We start from the raw sequence: 16894 nt of genomic DNA on the forward strand, positions 1-16894 counted from the left end.
CGGGGCCGACGGTCGGTGCGTTGCCACCATCACGGGTCGAGCGCCCCTCCGGCAACGCCCCCGGACCGGTCTTGCGGTGCTCCGCAGCACCGTGGCGGCGACTGCGGCACCGCATGCGGACTCCCGCAACCGCATGCGGCCACGGCTGCGGGAATGCGGTGCGCGGCCCACTCCGCGCGGCTTAGCGTCGCCCCATGCTCACGTTCGTCGTCGCCCTCGTGCTCGTCCTCGGCGTCAACACGATCCTCTGGACCACGGTCGGCGCGACCCGCGTGGTCACCGCCCGCCTCCACCGCATCGGCGCCGACGGCCGCGGTCGCCGCGCCCGCCGCCGCGGCATGCCGGCACCTGTCCCGCGCGGCTACCGCCCACCGACGACCGGGGACGTCGCCGTCCTCGTCGCCGCGCACAACGAGGAACTCGTCATCGAACGGACCATCCGCTCCGCCGCCGAACACCTGCCGCCCGAGCAGATCCTCGTCGTCTCCGACGGGTCCTCGGACCGCACCGTCGAGATCGCCCGTGCCGCCGGCGCGCAGGTGTACGACCTGCAGCCGAACCGCGGCAAGGCCGGGGCGATCGCCGCCGCCATCGAGCACTTCGCGATCCCCGAACGATTCGAGGTGATGATGCTGCTCGACGCGGACACACACCTGTCCACCGACTACTTCAGCACCGGACTTCCCGAGTTCTCCGCACCCGACGTCGTCGCCGTCGCCGGACGTGCCACCACCATCCTGGAGCCCCGAGCCCCCACCGTCTTCGGTCGCCTGCTCGTCGCCTACCGCGAACGCGTCTACGTCGCCGTCCAGTACCTGCAGAAGTTCGGCCAGGCCGCCCCCGCCGCGAACGTCGTCGCCATCGTCCCCGGCTTCGCCTCGATGTACCGCACCCGGATCCTCCGCGACATCGACATCACGGCCGAGGGGCTGGCCATCGAGGACTTCAACATGACGTTCGAGGTGCACGCGAAGGACCTCGGTCGTGTCGCCTTCCGCCCCGGCGCCGCCGTCGCCTACACGCAGGACCCCGACACCCTCCGTGACTACGCCAAGCAGGTCCGTCGCTGGAACCTCGGCTTCTGGCAGACCCTCCGGCGCCACCGGTTCGGCCTCCGCCGCTTCGGGCTCGCCACCGGACTGTTCGTCCTCGAGCTCCTGACGTCGAGCCTGATGATGCTCCTGCTGCTGCCCGCGGTGGCGCTCGCCGGGACCGCCGCGATCCTGGTGGCCCTCGGGATGGGCGCCGGCTTCCCGGACGCGGTGCTCGCCGTCGACCCGGTCACCGGGATCGTGATCGGCGTGCTGCTGCCCGACTACCTGCTCACGATCGTCGTCGCGGTGGTGTCACGTCGGGGCGTGTACGTCCTGTACGGGCTGACGTTCCCGCTCCTCCGGGTGCTCGACTCGTACCTGTGCCTGCGCGCACTCGTCCTCGCGTTCCGCGGTGGCTCGAGCGGCGTGTGGCACAGCCCGACGCGCCGCGCGGCGACCGTCTGACCGTACGACGACCGGACCCGGCGACCCAGTCGGCACCATGACGGACGGGAGGCCCGGTACCAGCTGGTACCGGGCCTCCCGTCCTGTGTGCCGTCGCGGCTACCCCAGCAGCGCCACCAGGTGTGAGCGTGAGCGCGCCCCCACCTTCCGGTAGATCTGCGTGAGCCGGAGCTCGACCGTCCGCTGCGACATGTACAGGGACGAGGCGATCTCGCGGTTCCGGTAGCCCTCCGTGACCTTCTGGACCACAGCCTGCTCCTCGGCCGTGAGCAGGGTCAGCACCGGCGTGCCGTCCGGCGCGCTCCGCGGCGTCGTCGGCGACGGCGTCGAGTCGTACTGCGACTGCCGGAGCGCGGACGAGCCGACCGCCGGCGGCATCGCGGCGACGCCCTGCGGCGTGACGAGCGGACGACGGAGCCCCGCTGCCTCGTACGCCGCCGCCGATGCGGCACCGAGTCGCGCACGGTCCGGACCGGTGCCCGTCGAGGCGAGTGCCGCGAGGGTCCTGGCTCGTTCGAACTGCGAATCCGTGGGCTCGAACAACTCGAGCGCACGGTGGCGTGCGGCGTCCCGGGTGGTGTCGTCGCTGACGAGCGCCAGGCTCCGGGCCAGGACGAGGGCGCCCCAACGCGACGGGTGTGCCCGGTGGTCGGCGGCGAGCCGGGCCGTCATGGTCCGCGCGTCGTCGGTCCGTCCGAGCCGGACGTAGGACTCGATCAGGTCCCCGAGGTGCCGGAGCACCGTCGGGTTCCGGACGGTCCGTCCGATCGCGTCGGCGGTCTCGAGTGCCACGGCGGCCTCTTCAGCGCGGCCCTCGAACAGCAGGACCCGACCGCGGAACGCGTGCAACTTCGCCGTCGCGCCCCAGAGCCCGCTCGTCGAGCGGAGCGCCAGGCACCGGTCGAGCACCTCGAGGCTCGCCATCGGGCGTCCCTCGAGGAAGTGCCGCCAGGCGATCGCGATCGCCCGCGAGGGCTCCCGCAGTCGCTCGACGACGCTCGACCCGGTCTCCCAGGCGTCGATCGCACGGAGGGCGAGCCGGAAGTTGCCCGAGCGCACCTCGTTCTCGGCGGTCAGGTACCGGGAGGCCTCGACCCACACCGGTGCGGTGTGCGAGGAGCGGGCGAGGACCAGCGCGAACACGCGGCGGGCGCTGCGGTACCGCTCGGACAGGCTGAGCGCATGGGCGAGGAGGAGCAGTGCCGGGTCGGAGAGGGCCAGCAGGCTGGTCATCGCGAGTCCGTCGTGCAGGTCCCGGTCCGGTGGCAGGTGCCCGTCGACCGCGGCGACCATCTGCCGAGCGGCCTGCAGGATCTGCTCCGTTCCGGCAGGCAGTGCCGACTCGAACGGTTCCGCGCGGTGCAGCAGGTCACGGGCGTGCTCCAGTTCCCAGGCCTCGGCCCGGAAGCTGGCGACCAAGGCCAGGAGCCCCGTGACGGCCTCCGCCTCGTCGGCGTCGCTCGCGTCGGCGGGGAGGAGGAGCTCGTCGGCCTCCACGGCTTCGCCGTTGAGGTACTGCACCGAGTAGTGCAGCCGGAGGCGGCGCACGTCGTCGAGGCGGGACCGGAACGGAGCGATCACGGCGAGGTACCGGGCCGCGTAGCCGAGGAGCCGGTGTGCGAGCAGGACCTCGGCGACCGCGAGGAGCGCCAGGTGCTCGCTCTCGGAACGGGCGCCGACGTGCAGGGCGCGCTCGGTGAGCATCACGGCGGCACCGGAGTCGCCGTCTGCCGCGTACGCCAGGGCGGCGTGCAGCAGGGCGACGGCGTCCGGGACGTCGTCCGTGAAGCTCCGGTGCCACGACGCCGAACGCGGATCGTGGGTCGCGGCGGACACGGCGAGCTCGGCGTGGGCTGCCCGACGGTCGCGGGCCGTCATCCGCCAGTGCAGGAAGGAACGCACGAGCGGGGAACGGACCGAGATCGACTGACCGCGGACCGTGACGAGGCCGACGGACGCGAGGTCCTCGACGACGTCGCGGTCCCACTCCGGACCGGCGGCCTTCGTGACCGGCACCAGGGCGAGGCGGGCCAGGACGTCCAGATCGCGTCCTGCGACCGCCGCGAACACGGGCGCTGCGACGCGGTCCGTGGTCGGCGTCGGGCGCAGCGGCAGCACGAGGGGCTCCGCGCCGAGCAGCTGCTCACGGCGAAGCATGCCGAGCTGTTCGCGGAGCACGCCGGGGTTGCCGGCGGTCTGCTCCGCGATGACCGCCAGCACGCCGTCGTTCGCGTCGTCGGCGGCCATCTCACGGGCGAGCAGCAGCGCCTCGTCCGGGTGCAGGGCCTCCAGGCGCAGCGCCGGCAGGGCCGCGAGCGGGCTGTCGGGCGGCACGCTGGTCACCGTGGCGACGACACGCAGGGACGTGCCGACGAGTCGACCGGCGAGGAACGCGATGAGGGTCTGGCTCGCCTCGTCCATCCGGTCGAGGTCGTCGATGAGGACCAGGGTCGGCGCCATCTGGAGGGTGCGCAGCGTGTCGAGGAGTTCGTGCGCCACGACGATGACCTGCGCGGGGTCCGCGTCGCGCACGGTGCCGAGGATCCGGGTGACGTGTGCGGCGGCCCGAGGGTCGTCGAGTGCGCTGAAGAGCGTCGTCACACCACCGAGCGGCCAGCGGGATTCGCTGCCGTTCACGCCGATGCGGACGACGGGGAGGGAGACGCGGCTGCTGGCCACGTCGAGGACGCTCGTGCGTCCGGAGCCGGGATCGCCGACGACGACCAGCGCGGACTCCCGAGGGAGTACGGCGAGGGTCGTGATCCGGTCGACCTCAGTGCGTCGACCGGTGAGTTCCATCAGGACTCACCGGCCTCCGGCGCCAGGGCCAGTGACGGGCACGGGGGAGCGAGACGCGCCGGCGGGGAAGCCGGCGACGTGGGAGCCCGCAGCGGAGTGGGTGGCTCCGCGGTGGGTGGTGCCGGCGGACGACGGGTGGGTGACCCGTTTCGCTGGCAGGGTCGACGTGTGGACAGATCGCGGATGACGAGCCTGGGTGGGCTCGGTTCCGCTCGGGAACGATGATGTCATCGTCTTGATCACCCCTCGGGTTAGGGTCTTCGGACGAATGACGGTGGTCCGGTGCACGCTGGGACTAGGGATCCCGTTGCATCCACCTGGACTTCCGTCGTGAGAACGGTAACCCCTCATCGGTCGTGCTGAGCGGTCCGTCAGGGAAAGGTCTCGATCCGCGTGCCCCCAGTCCGGGGGGACCCGCGGACCCCCGTCCGGACGCCGTGATACGGGTCGGGGTACAGAACCGTGGGTCTGCCCGGAGCACGTCCCGGGTACGAACGGGTCGATGAGTGACCGAACGGGCGAACAGACGAGCGACCGGACGTCGGACCGGCAACGATGGAGGGCGTTCGGGGTGTGCGTCGCGGTGGCGGCGCTGACGATCCTGGACCTGTCGAAGGTCAACGTGGGGCTGCCCTCCATCGAGGAGTCCCTGCACGCCACGAGTTCAGCACTGCAGCTCATCGTCGCCGGGTACGCGCTCGCGTTCGGGCTGGCCCTGGTGCCGGCGGGACGTCTGGGTGACCTGACCAACCGACGCCGGCTGTTCGTCATCGGGCTCGTCGCCTTCACCGTCTCGAGTCTGCTCTGTGCGCTCGCACCGACGATCGAGGTGCTCACGGTCACCCGGATCCTGCAGGGCTTCGCCGCCGGGACGCAGATGCCGCAGGTGATCGGCCTGGTCCAGCAGCTGTTCCGCGGCGAGGAGCGCGGCCGGGCCTTCGGCCTGTTCGGCGCGGTCATCGGGGTGTCCACAGCGCTCGGCCCGACCATCGGCGGCGGGCTCATCGCGCTCGGCGGCGAGCAGGACGGATGGCGGCTGCTGTTCTGGATGAACGTGCCGCTCGGCCTCGTCGCGCTGGTCTTCGCCTGGCGGCTGCTCCCGCGCGGGTCGCAAGGGAAGGCAGCGGACCGCGAGCTCGACATCGTCGGGATCCTGCTGCTCGGAGTCGCGATCATCGCGTTGATGCTGCCGTTCGTGACCACGTCCGGCGGCGGTGGATCCGCCGCCCGGTGGCTCTGGCTGGTGGTCTTCGCGGTCTTCCTGGTCGGGTTCGTGCTGTGGGAACAGGGGTACAAACGCCGGGGGAAGTCGCCGGTCGTCCACTTCGAGCTGTTCCGCCGTTCGTCCTACCGGAACGGCCTGGCGATCGTCGCCGTCTACTTCGCGGCCCTGCCCGCGTCGTTCCTCATGGTGACGCTGTACCTGCAGGAGGGTCTCGGGCTCGCCCCGGTGTTCGCCGGCATGGTGAGCATCCCGTTCGCGATCACGAGCGCCGTCGGCTCCTACGTCGGCGGCCGGCTCGTGAACCGCATCGGTCGGGCACTCGTCGTCGCCGGGCTCGGGGCCGTCGTCGTCGGCTTCGTGCTGCTCATGCTCGCCGCGGTCCTCACCCCGCCGGAGGTCACGCCGTGGGCGATGGCCGGGGCGTTCCTGGTCGGCGGCCTCGGAGGCGGGTTCGTCGTCTCGCCGAACCAGACCCTGACGCTCGCCGAGGTCCCGGTCGAGCAGTCCGGCGTCGCCGGCTCGATGCAGCAGCTCGGGCAGCGCGTCGGGACGGCGATCGGCACCGCGGTGGCGACGAGCATCTTCTACGGGATCGTCCGGAGCGAGTCCGCCGGGTCGGGGTCCGGCGGCCGGCTCGAGGCGTACCACGACGCGTTCCGCAGTGGCACGACCTTCACGGTGTCGCTCATCGCGCTGGCGCTCGTGCTGGCGGTCGCCGACCTGCTGGTCCGCCGTCGTGCCGCGCGGCGGGACGGCGGGGAGGCCCGCCCCGCCTCCGACGAGCGGGCGGACGACGGGACGGGGTCGGCCGGGCGCGTCGCGGAGCCGCGCCGACAGGACTGAGCGGGTCGGGCCTCCCGTCCGTCAGTCGCGGCGGACGACCTCGACGACCGCGTCGTGGACCAGGCCGTTCGAGGCCAGGGCGCTGCCGTGCCACGGCCCCGGGTCGCCGTCGAGCGAGGTGAAGCGCCCGCCGGCCTCCTCCACGATGGGCACGAGGGCCGCCATGTCCCACGGCTTGAGGTCCGGCTCGCCCGCGACGTCGAGTACCCCCTCGGCGACCATCATGTACGACCACATGTCGCCGTAGGCCCGGGTGCGCCAGACCTTCCGGGACAGCGCCACGAGGGAGTCGAGCCGGTCGTCGTCGTCCCACTGCTGCAGGGAGTTGTAGCTGAGGCTGGCGTCCTCGAGTGTGCGGACACCCGACACCTGCAGCGGCCCCTCGAGCGAGTGCGCGCCGAGACCCTCGGCGGCCCACCAGCGCCTGCCGAGCGCCGGGGCGCTCACCACGCCGAGGACCGGACGTCCGTCCACCGCCAGTGCGATCAGGGTCGCCCACACCGGCACACCCCGCAGGTAGTTCGCGGTGCCGTCGATCGGGTCGACCACCCATTGGCGATGACCCGCACTGACGGCCTCGGCACCGCTGTCCGCCGTGGTCTCCTCGCCGAGGAACGCGTCGTCCGGTCGCTCCGCGGTGAGTCGATCGCGCAGCACCCGTTCGACGGCCTGGTCGGCGTCGGTGACCGCGGTGTGGTCGGCCTTCTCGGTGACGTGCAGGTCCGCGGCGCGGAAGCGGTCCAGGCTGATCGCGTCGGCGGTGTCGGCGAGGGAACGGGCGAAGTCCAGGTCGGCGCTGAGGTCCACGACCCGAGCGTAGCGGCGGTCAGGCCGCGACGACCTCTTCCTCCTCCAGCCGGGTGACCGCACGCTCGCGGCCGATCCGGGTCCGGCGGGCGACGAGCCCGTGGACGAGGACGCAGAGCAGCACGGCGGTGACGAGCCAGAGTCCCAGGACCAGGCCGCTCCGACCGAGCGAGGCGCCGGCGAAGTACTGCAGGTCCTGTGCGGCCTGCAGCCAGGCCGCACCGCTCCAGAAGGTGTTGAGGCCCGCGAAGAACCCGGGCTGGAACGCCGGCTGGAAGATCCCGCCCGAGGACGTGAAGTTGAGCATCACGAACAGCATCGTCAGCACCGGGGTGGTCCACCGGCCGATGAGCGGGTGCAGGCCGACGCCGAGCGCGATGACGACCGCGTCGTACAGCCAGGCGAACAGGAACACCTGCCACTGGTGGGTGGTCAGCACGCCGTACACCGGGCCGGCGACGACGATGCCGATGCCCGCGACGACCCCCGCGGTGACGAGTCCGACGACGGCGGTCCACACCGGGCGCAGGCGCGTGGCGAAGGCGGCGACGGCGATCGCTGACGAGTACCCGCCGACGCTCAGGCCGACCAGCAGGAAGAACAGGCCCTGACCGGTGGTGTCCTCGGCACCGGTCGGGACGACGTCGACGACGTGGAACGGCAGGTGTTGCTCGAACGCGATCGGCACGAACACCTCCTCCGCAGCCGAGGCCGTGGTCTCGCTGGCGGCGGTCGAGACGTAGAGCGTCGCGTCGACGTCGCTCGGGGCGTAGACCGCGGCGAGCTCCCGGTCCCGGACCTGCTGCTCGGCGGCCCGGCTGTCGTCGACGACGTGCGCGACGAGGGCACCGTCGGACTGGTCGGTCACCGTCTGCGCGAAGACCTGCGTGGTCGGGGTCGTGCCGACGATCCCGACCGGGAGGTCGTGCGGGGTGGGGGCGTGGAAGGCACCCAGGTAGGCCAGGGTCATCCCGACCGCGAGGAAGAGCGGGACGAGGATGTGCGAGCCGAACGAGCGCAGCACCTGCCCGAGGCCCTGCGGGCGCAGCACGCCGGGGGAGCGGTGCGGTGGGCGTGGGGCCGCATGGCCGTGCACGGTGGGAGCGGTGGGGGAGGACGACGCGTTCGGGGACGCGTAGTTGTACTTTGCAACTTCGGACACGAGGAGCGAGACTACGCCCCCCTCGACGCGAAGTCGAGGGGGCGGCGCGGGATCTACGCCGTGCCCGGGTCCTCGGCGCCCATGCCCGTCAGCAGGGCCCGGAACGAGTCGAGGCGCTCGACGCCGGTCGTCCCGAGTTCGCCGCTCTGTACCCGGTCGACGATCTCCCAGTCGTGCGCCTGGTCGAGCGGGATGCCGTCGGGGGAGTCCTGCACGGTCACCGCATGCGAGGCGAACGCGCGGAACACGTTCTCCGGCTGCACGTGGCCCAGACCGAACGACCGGACGCCCGGAGTGTCGATGATCCAGCCGCCGTCCCGCACCCGCAGTGCGATCGAGGACGACGACGTGTGCCGCCCACGACCGGTGACGGAGTTCACGACGCCGATCGCCCGCGTCGACCCGGTCAGGGCGTTCACGAGCGTCGACTTGCCGACGCCGGAGTGCCCGACGGTGACGGTGACCTTGCCGTCGAGCAGCTCGTGCAACGCCTCGAACGGCACGTCGTCCGCGCGGCTCGTCACGATGCGCAGGTCGAGGCAGGCGAAGTGCGCCAGGAACGACGTCGGGTCGGCGAGGTCCGTCTTCGTGATGCAGAGGATCGGGTCGAGCCCCGCGTCGAACGCCGCCACCAGGTACCGGTCGATGAGCCGGGTCCGGGGCTCCGGGTCGGCCGCGGCGACGACGATGAGCATCTGGTCGGCGTTCGCGACGATGACGCGCTCGACCTCGTCGGAGTCGTCGGCGCTGCGTCGGAGCAGCGAGGTGCGCTCGGCCACCCGGACGATGCGGGCCAGGGAGCCCTCGTCACCCGAGACGTTGCCCGCGAGCGAGACGTGGTCACCGGTCACGACGGACTTCCGACCCAGCTCGCGTGCCTTCGTCGCGGTGACGACGTGCTCGCCGTCCTCGCTGGTCACCAGGACGCCGAACCGACCGCGGTCGACGTTCGTCACCCAGCCGGTCGGGGCGTCGTCGTACGAGGGTCGGGTCTTGGTGCGCGGCCGGTTGCCCTTCGGGTTCGGGCGGACACGGACGCTGGACTCGTCGTACTGGCCGTACGGCTCGTCCTCGTCGGTGCCGCCGTCGGTCTCGTCCCACCAGCTCATGCCGGATCCCCTTCGCTCGTCCGCGCGGTGCTCGTCGCCAGCAGGTCGGCCCACAGCTCGGGGAACTGCGGCAGCGTCTTCGCGGTCGAGCCGATGTCGTCGACGGTCACGTCCGCAGTCACCAGGCCGACGACGGCTCCGGCGGTGGCCATGCGGTGGTCCTCGTACGCGGCCCAGTCGCCGCCGTGGAGCCGTGCCGGCTCGATCCGCAGGCCCTCCGGTCGTTCCGTCACCGCGCCTCCGAGACCGTTGACGTCCGCCGCGAGCGCGGCCAGCCGGTCCGTCTCGTGGCCCCGCAGGTGGCCGATGCCCGAGACCTCGCTCGGTCCGTCGGCCAGGGCCGCGAGCGCGACCAGCGCGGGGGCCAGTTCGCCGCCGCGGGTCAGGTCCAGATCGACGCCCGGTACGGAGGCCCCACCCCGGATCCCGACGCCGCCGTCGAACACCAGGTCGTCACCGTCCCGCGTCACGGTCGCGCCCCACAGCGGCAGGAGCGTCTCGAGGTCGGCACCGACCTGCGTCGTCTCGGTCGGCCAGGTCCGGATCCGGACCGTGCCTCCGGCGACGAGGGCGGCGACGGCGAAGGGGGCCGCGTTCGAGAGGTCCGGTTCGATCGTGACGTCACGCGCTGCGATCGGCCCGGGGTGCACGACCCACTCCCCGACCGACGGCTCGTCGACCTGCACGCCGCGGGCGCGGAGGACCTCGACCGTCATGGCGATGTGCGGCAGGCTCGGCAGTCGCTCGCCGGTGTGCCGGAGGTGCAGTCCCTCGGTGAAACGCGGCGCGGAGAGCAGCAGCCCGGAGACGAACTGGGACGACGCCGACGCGTCGATGTCGAGCGCGCCGCCCCGGACCGCGCCGGTGCCGACGAAGGTGAAGGGCATCGCGCCGCCGCCGTCGTCGGTGACCTGCACCCCGAGGTCGACCAGGGCCTGGACCACCGCGGCCATCGGACGCTTCCGGGCGTAGGGGTCGCCGTCGATCGTGACCGGTCCCTCGGCCAGGGCGGCGAGCGGCGGCAGGAAGCGCATCACGGTGCCCGCGAGACCGCAGTCCACCCGGACGTCGCCGTGCATCGGTCCGGGCGTGACCCGCAGGTCGGGACCGTACGGGTTCTCCGGGTCGCCGGCCGCGGGGCGGACCTCGTCGATCCCGACGCCGAGCTGCCGGAGCGCGGTCGTCATCAGCGACGAGTCCCGCGAGTGCAGTGGCAGGTGGATCGTCGACGGGCCGTCGGCCAGGGCGGCGAGGACGAGCTCCCGGTTCGTCAGCGACTTCGAGCCGGGCAGAGCGACGTCGCCGGCCAGCGGGCCGCGCGCGACCGGGGCGGTCCAGGGGTGGGAATGCGTCGTGGCTGCCATCGGTTCACAAGACTACTGAACCCATCGGGAGGAGCACGGTGATCGCACTCGCACCGTCACGAACGGCCGACACAGCACTGCTGCCTCGGGTCGTCACGACGCTCGCCGAGCCACATGGCCCGGACACCACCGTCCGCCTAGACTGGCGGGCGATGACGACCGACGAACCGCAGCACGCACCGGACGACCTGGTCGACGAGACCGAGGCGCAGCTCGACGCCGTCGAGGACGAAGACCTCGCCGGACTCGGCTCGGACGCAGGGACCGTCGACGCAGCGCCCGAGCCCGTCGACGCGAAGACCGTGTCCGAGCACGAGCTGCGTCGTCTGTTCGAGGACCAGGCGCTGCCGTTCATGGACCAGCTCTACGGTGCGGCGATGCGGATGACGCGCAACCCGGCCGACGCCTCCGACCTCGTGCAGGAGACCTTCGTGAAGGCGTTCGCCGCCTTCCGACAGTTCCGCCAGGGCACGAACCTCAAGGCGTGGCTCTACCGGATCCTGACGAACACGTTCATCAACACGTACCGCAAGAACCAGCGGAACCCGTACCAGGGCACGATCGACGAGCTCGAGGACTGGCAGCTGGGCGGCGCGGAGAGCGTGACCCAGTCGATCTCGGCGCGCTCCGCCGAGGCCGACGCCATCGACCACCTGCCGTCCTCCGCCGTGAAGGACGCGCTGCAGGCCATCCCGGAGGACTTCCGGATGGCCGTCTACTTCGCCGACGTCGAAGGGTTCTCCTACCAGGAGATCGCCGACATCATGAAGACCCCCGTGGGGACGGTCATGAGCCGCCTCCACCGTGGCCGCCGGCTGCTCCGCGGACTGCTGGCCGACCACGCACGTGAGACCGGTGTCGTCCCGGACGCAGCGTCGACGGCGACGATGCGCGGACGAGGCCGAGGTGCAGGCACGCGGGCGGCCACGACGGCCGGCACCCGCACGACCCGGAAGGACGGACGATGAGCGGGTGTGACTGCTCGAAGGCGAAGGCGGAACTCGAGGAGTTCCTCCACGACGAGCTGCGACACGAAGACGCTGCGGACATCCGCGAGCACATGGACGGCTGCGAGGACTGCCTCACGGAACACCGCGTCGGCGTGGTGCTCATGGAGACCGTCAAGCGCGCCTGCCGCGAGACCGCTCCGGAGCAACTCCGCGACGAGGTCCTCGCCCGGCTCCGCGCGGTGCAGTCGGCCCACTGACGCCCGGTCCAGCGCGGCCGGGGTCGTCACACCCGCGGTGACGGCGGCGTGAACGGGTAGGGTGCGGACATGACCGACGCCGAGCCGATCAGCACCTGGACCGAACCCGACGTCGCCGCGGTGACCGATCTGCTGCGCCTGCTCGGCCACCGGGTCGAGCCCGCCGCGATGCAGGCCCGTCTCGACCGGCTCACCGCCGAGGCCGGCCACCGAACCTGGGTGGTCCGTGGCGACGACGGTCGTCCGATCGCGGTCGCTGGCGCGCAGGTCACGTGGACCTACGCCGGTGACGAGCCGACCGCGCAGCTCCTGCTGCTGGTCGTCGATCCCACGTTCAGGAGGCACGGCACCGGTTCCGCACTCCTCGGCACGTTCGAGACGTGGGCGGCCGAGCAGGGCGCGCGGCGGCTGTCTGCCGTCAGTGCCGCTGCGACCGACAACGCGCACCGCTTCTACCAGCGCCGCGGGTACCACGAGGCCGGCGTTCGGTACACGAAGATCGGGTAGCGCCGGCACGCAGACGACGCGCACCTTCCGCGAGAGCGCGTTGCCCGCCGCCGGTCTACGCCGAGCCGGGCGCGATCGCGAGCGCCGCGCCGATGGCACCGGCGTTGTCGCCGAGAGTGGCCGCGCGCAGGTCGACGTCCACCCGGTAGTCCTCGGACCGGTCGAGTGCCGTGAGGACGTCATCGCGGATGAGCGGCAGACAGACCGCTGCGCTGCCTCCGAGCACCGTGACCCGCGGTTGCCAGAGCGTGTGCAGCGCCGCGAGCCCGCGCCCGACGGAAACCGCGTACTCGTGGAACACCGCACGCACCCGGTCGTCGTCCTGTGCTCGCGTCATCGCTTCGCCGATCAACCCTCGCTCGATGGGCTTGCCGCGCATCGCCTCGCTGAGGCGGCGCTGCAACGTGGTGCGCGAGGCAGCCTGCTCGAAGCAACCGGTGAGGCCGCAGTAGCAGCGCTCAGGGGCACTGCTGATCGGGATGTGGCCGCCCTCCGGGTGAGCGCCGTCCGCGCCGCGGACCGGGCGCCCGTCGACGAGCATGGCGACACCGACGCCGGTGCCGAGCGTCACCATGAGGAGCCGGTCGGACTGCTCCCCGGCACCGCCGCCGCGTTCACCGAACGCCGCGGCGACTGCGTCGTTGTCGATGCCGACGGGCACGCGCAGACGGGCTTCGAGCCGTGCGACGAGGGGGAAACCGGAGAACCAGGGCAACGTCGCTCCGTTGTGGACCACGCCAGTGACGACGTCGACGGGTCCGCTTGCCCCGATCCCGACCGCGGTGAGTTCTGCGCCCGCGGGCACCACGTCCTCGATGAGTCGAGCCAGTCGATCGACGCGTTCCGCCTCTGTCCCGGCACCGAGCTCTGCGGTGGGGACGTCGAGCGCCTTGACGATCTCGCGGTCGACCACGCCGATGGCGCGGGATCCGGTACCGCCCAGGTCGACCCCGACACGGCAGGGGCGCGGGACGTTCACAGGGCGGCCGTCACTTTCTGGCCGAAGCGGAAGCGCCCGGCGACCTCACCGGTGGCCTTCGCGAATGCGAGGGTGAGCAGCTGGGTGCGGACCGACCCGACGGTGAGTCGGGAGAGCGCGCTGTCCCGGTCCGGGGTGGCGAGCAGCTCGGTCCCGGGGTACGCCCGAGGCCCGACGGTCAGGACGGTGGCACCGGAGCGGACGAGGTCTCCGGCGAGCCCGGGCAGGAAGGGGTCTGCCTCCGCACCCTGGCCGAACAGCACCGCGGTCAGCCCCGGGCCGGCCAGTTCGTACGGGCCGTGGCGGAAGGCGCCGCCGACGAAGCCCTCCACCGGGACCTTGCTCGACTCCTTCGTGATGAGGGCGCCGGTGAGTGCCGTCGCCGCGTCGTCCCCGATGCCGATGTAGGCGAAGCGAGCGCGGGGTGCCTCCCAGGCCTGCTGTGCGAACGTGTCGGCGTTCGGCCACTCGGTCAACAGGGCCGAGACCTCGTCGGCGATCCTGCGGACGTCCGCGTCGACGTCGTCGACCGATCCGCCGGTCATGCGTGCGAGGGCGCGGTGCTGTGCTGCGAGGGTGTTGAGGTAGCTCTTCGTGCTGACGGTGGCTTCCGGGCCGCTGTGCAGTTCGAGCACGATGTCGGCCATCGCGGCGAGCGGACTCGACGTGTCGTCGGTCGTGGCGATGGTCAGCGCTGGCTTGCTGGACCCGGTGAGCACGTCCGCGAGGGCGGCGACCTCGCCGCTCCGCCCTGACTGGGACGTCGCCCACACCAGCGTCCGGTTCGTGACGCGCTGGGGGACGTCCAGGAGTTGACCGGCGTCGATCCGGACGACCGGCAGGCCGGCGGAAGCGAGCGCACGTTCGATCGGGACGGCGGCGTAGTCGGACGACCCCATCCCGGTCAGGATGATCCGGTCGTGGTCGCGGAGGTCGACGTCGCGGAGTGCCTCGGGCAGCGGAGCGTCCGCCTGCCGGTGGAGCGCCGCGGGCTGCTCCAGGATGTCGTCGATGTAGGAGGAGGTCTCGGCGGGGCCGTTGGACATGGTGGTTCCCTCGTTGTCTCTGAGATGGGTGAGGTGGTGCGGTGTGCCGCGAGGTCGCTGCGTCAGCGGGGGACCGGGACGCAGCGGAGCACGTCGCCGTACGCGGCGCGGTCCTCGACCGGGATGCCGTCATCGGTGATCACGGCATCCACGTCGTCGAGTGCGCACACGGTCGCGAGCGAGCGCCGGCCGAGTTTCGAGCTGTCCGCGACGACCGCGATGTTCCGCGCGGCGGCGATCATCGCGCGTTTCAGGGGGAGCTCGACGACGTTGATGTTCGTGATGCCCGCGTCGGGATCGACGCCTTCGGCACCCAGGAACGCCCAGTCCACGTGCAGGCCCTCGACCGCTTGTGTCGCCACGGGGCCGACCAGGGTGAACACCGTGTCGAGCAGCAGCCCGCCGGTGACGTGCACCTGGTGGACTCCCTGGCTCCGCAGGCACATCGCGACCATCAGGTCGTTCGTGACGACCGTCAGGTCCCGGTGGTCGCCGAGCGCTGCAGCGACCTGGAAAGCCGTGGAGCCGTTGTCGATCAGGACGGACTGACCGTCACGCACGAGGCCCGCCGCGGTCACACCGATCGCGGTCTTCTCGGCGAGGTGCTGCGAACGCCGTACCTCGTAGGGCGTGTCGATCGTGTCGGCCGGGTCCGCGGGGAGCGCGCCGCCGTGCAACCGCCGGATGAGGCCAGCCCGTTCCAGGCGTTCCATGTCGCGACGGATCGTCGACGAGTCCACGTGCAGCGCTGACGTCAGGTCGACTGCTCTGACGTACCCGCTGTCGCGCACCCGGTCGAGGATCGCCTGACGGCGCTCGGCCGGCGTCTGCGGCATCGGCGACCCCCAGGAGTGGTGTGCAGGTGCTTCGATCGTAGTCATGCTCTGACGTGGCTCTCGTCATCGGCGCCGGTCCGGACGGAACCCGCGCGGAAGTGCTCCTCGAGCTCTTCGAGCGTCCGCCCCTTCGTCTCCGGCATGCGGAAGCAGAAGCCGACGAACACCAGGCAGATCACGGCGAAGATCGACATCGTCGCCGGTGCGCCGATGGAGTCGAGCAGCGGCAGCGAGAACAGTCCGATGAGCAGGTTCGTGACGAAGATCACGAACGTGGCGGCTGCCGTCGCCTTGGCACGGACGTGCAGCGGGAAGATCTCGGAGATCACCACGTAGGCGACGAGGCCTGGGCTGACGGCGTACACGACGATGTAGACCGCCAGGCAGACGAGGGAGAGTGCTGCGGTGCTGCCGCTCGCGGGGAGGGCGAGCAGCACGGCGAGGGCACCGAGCGACCCGGTCATGCCGATCGATCCGATCAGCAGCATGGGTCGGCGGCCGACACGGTCCACGAGTGCCATCCCGACGCCGGTGAAGACGACGTTGACCACGCCGAGACCCACGGTGGCGAGGAGTGACGCCGACGCGCCCATCCCGATGGACTGCAGGATCTGCGGGGCGAAGTAGACGATGAGGTTGATCCCGCAGCCGTTCGCGAAGAAGGCCACCAGGATGCCGATGACGACCATCGGGCGGACCCACCCGCGGAACAGGTCACGCCAGCGGCCGCGCTGGGCCGACTCGTCCTCGTTGTCGACCGCCTCGATCTCCGCCACCTCGTGTGACACGTCATCGCGTCCACGGATGCGTCGGAGGACCTGCAGTGCCGCTTCCCGGCGCCCCTGGACGATGAGCCACCGCGGAGACTCCGGGATGAGCAGGACGCCGAACGCGAGCAGCACGCCGGGCACCGAGGCCAGACCGAGCGACCATCGCCATGCCTCCGTCGATGCCAGGGCAGCGTTGATGCCGTAGCCGACCAGGATCCCGAGGGTGGTGAGCAGCTGGAAGCCTGCCACGAGCGCTCCGCGGAGACGGGCCGGTGCGAGCTCGGCGATGTACACGGGCACCAGGACCGAGGCCGCGCCGACACCCACACCGACGACGATCCGCCCGGCCATCAGGACCGACAGGTCCGGAGCGACCGCTGAGACCAACGCCCCCAGGCTGAAGAGGACCCCGGAGAGCAGGAGCGTCCACCGGCGTCCGAACCGGTCGGCGAGCGGGCCGCCGGCCAGCGCGCCGATGGCCCCACCGAGTGTCGATCCGCTGACGACCGCGCCTTCGAGGAAGCTGCCGAGGTGGAAGTCGCCTGCGACGAAGCCGCCCGCGCCACCGGAGACACCGATGTCGTAGCCGAAGAGGAGTCCGCCCAGGGTGCTGACGGCGATCGCGATGTACACGTACCCCGTCATCCGGTCGCGAGCGGGAGGCACTCGGGTCATCGATGTCATCTGTCGTCGTCCTTGCTCGTTCACGTCACTGGGAGAGATGGGACGCTTCCGGTGGAA

Annotated in this window: 14 protein-coding genes; 5 read left to right on the forward strand and 9 right to left on the reverse strand. The window is 71.8% G+C overall.

Annotated features, from left to right (window positions below):
• Positions 1-194: 194 nt before the first annotated feature.
• The gene (locus DEI89_RS00435) at positions 195-1499 is read left to right on the forward strand and encodes a glycosyltransferase family 2 protein (RefSeq protein ID WP_110902072.1); all 1305 of its coding nucleotides are present in this window, start codon (positions 195-197) and stop codon (positions 1497-1499) included.
• A 99-nt stretch (positions 1500-1598) separates the two neighbouring features.
• Here DEI89_RS00435 and DEI89_RS00440 read toward each other — a convergent pair whose 3' ends face one another.
• Positions 1599-4298, reverse strand: coding sequence for a LuxR family transcriptional regulator (locus DEI89_RS00440; RefSeq protein ID WP_110902073.1), 2700 nt, complete (start codon positions 4296-4298; stop codon positions 1599-1601).
• 502 nt (positions 4299-4800) lie between these two features.
• Between DEI89_RS00440 and DEI89_RS00445 the strand changes: the two genes are divergently transcribed.
• Positions 4801-6366: an MFS transporter gene (locus tag DEI89_RS00445; protein WP_110902074.1), complete on the forward strand. Its 1566-nt coding sequence runs from the start codon at positions 4801-4803 to the stop codon at positions 6364-6366.
• Between the two features lie 21 nt (positions 6367-6387).
• Here the strand turns inward: DEI89_RS00445 and DEI89_RS00450 are convergent, their stop codons facing one another.
• From DEI89_RS00450 to aroA, 4 genes are read right to left on the reverse strand one after another with little or no spacing between them, the layout of a single operon-like run.
• On the reverse strand, positions 6388-7173 hold the full coding sequence (locus DEI89_RS00450) for an inositol monophosphatase family protein (protein WP_110902075.1): 786 nt from the start codon (positions 7171-7173) through the stop codon (positions 6388-6390).
• Between the two features lie 19 nt (positions 7174-7192).
• On the reverse strand, positions 7193-8335 hold the full coding sequence (locus DEI89_RS00455) for a hypothetical protein (RefSeq protein ID WP_146236650.1): 1143 nt from the start codon (positions 8333-8335) through the stop codon (positions 7193-7195).
• A gap of 53 nt (positions 8336-8388) precedes the next feature.
• The gene (gene rsgA, locus DEI89_RS00460) at positions 8389-9444 is read right to left on the reverse strand and encodes a ribosome small subunit-dependent GTPase A (RefSeq protein ID WP_110902077.1); all 1056 of its coding nucleotides are present in this window, start codon (positions 9442-9444) and stop codon (positions 8389-8391) included.
• Complete coding sequence (gene aroA, locus DEI89_RS00465) at positions 9441-10808, reverse strand: 3-phosphoshikimate 1-carboxyvinyltransferase (protein WP_110902078.1); 1368 nt, start codon at positions 10806-10808, stop codon at positions 9441-9443. Before aroA ends, rsgA begins: the two co-directional genes overlap by 4 nt.
• Before the next feature lie 152 nt (positions 10809-10960).
• Here aroA and DEI89_RS00470 point away from each other — a divergent pair, with 152 nt between their 5' ends.
• The 3 genes from DEI89_RS00470 to DEI89_RS00480 all read left to right on the forward strand — a co-directional run bounded on the left by DEI89_RS00470 (position 10961) and on the right by DEI89_RS00480 (position 12522).
• Positions 10961-11776, forward strand: a complete 816-nt coding sequence (locus tag DEI89_RS00470; protein WP_110902079.1) for a sigma-70 family RNA polymerase sigma factor — start codon at positions 10961-10963, stop codon at positions 11774-11776.
• Positions 11773-12015 (forward strand): zf-HC2 domain-containing protein, encoded by a 243-nt coding sequence (locus DEI89_RS00475; protein ID WP_110902080.1) that lies wholly within the window; start codon positions 11773-11775, stop codon positions 12013-12015. The genes DEI89_RS00470 and DEI89_RS00475 overlap by 4 nt, the downstream gene beginning before the upstream one ends.
• 69 nt (positions 12016-12084) lie before the next feature.
• The gene (locus DEI89_RS00480; protein ID WP_110902081.1) at positions 12085-12522 is read left to right on the forward strand and encodes a GNAT family N-acetyltransferase; all 438 of its coding nucleotides are present in this window, start codon (positions 12085-12087) and stop codon (positions 12520-12522) included.
• A 55-nt stretch (positions 12523-12577) separates the two neighbouring features.
• On the opposite strand, the gene DEI89_RS00485 is transcribed toward DEI89_RS00480, so the two are convergent.
• The 4 genes from DEI89_RS00485 to DEI89_RS00500 all read right to left on the reverse strand — a co-directional run bounded on the left by DEI89_RS00485 (position 12578) and on the right by DEI89_RS00500 (position 16837).
• Positions 12578-13501 carry an ROK family protein gene (locus DEI89_RS00485; protein ID WP_110902082.1) on the reverse strand — a complete coding sequence of 308 codons (924 nt, stop codon included), beginning with the start codon at positions 13499-13501 and terminating at the stop codon, positions 12578-12580.
• On the reverse strand, positions 13498-14547 hold the full coding sequence (locus DEI89_RS00490) for an SIS domain-containing protein (protein WP_110902083.1): 1050 nt from the start codon (positions 14545-14547) through the stop codon (positions 13498-13500). Before DEI89_RS00490 ends, DEI89_RS00485 begins: the two co-directional genes overlap by 4 nt.
• Positions 14548-14609: 62 nt before the next feature.
• Positions 14610-15428: a DeoR/GlpR family DNA-binding transcription regulator gene (locus DEI89_RS00495; RefSeq protein ID WP_220033163.1), complete on the reverse strand. Its 819-nt coding sequence runs from the start codon at positions 15426-15428 to the stop codon at positions 14610-14612.
• Positions 15425-16837 (reverse strand): sugar porter family MFS transporter, encoded by a 1413-nt coding sequence (locus tag DEI89_RS00500; RefSeq protein ID WP_220034501.1) that lies wholly within the window; start codon positions 16835-16837, stop codon positions 15425-15427. Before DEI89_RS00500 ends, DEI89_RS00495 begins: the two co-directional genes overlap by 4 nt.
• Between the last annotated feature and the right edge of the window lie 57 nt (positions 16838-16894).

The sequence above is a fragment of the Curtobacterium sp. MCBD17_030 genome (assembly GCF_003224255.1).
GTDB lineage: Bacteria > Actinomycetota > Actinomycetes > Actinomycetales > Microbacteriaceae > Curtobacterium.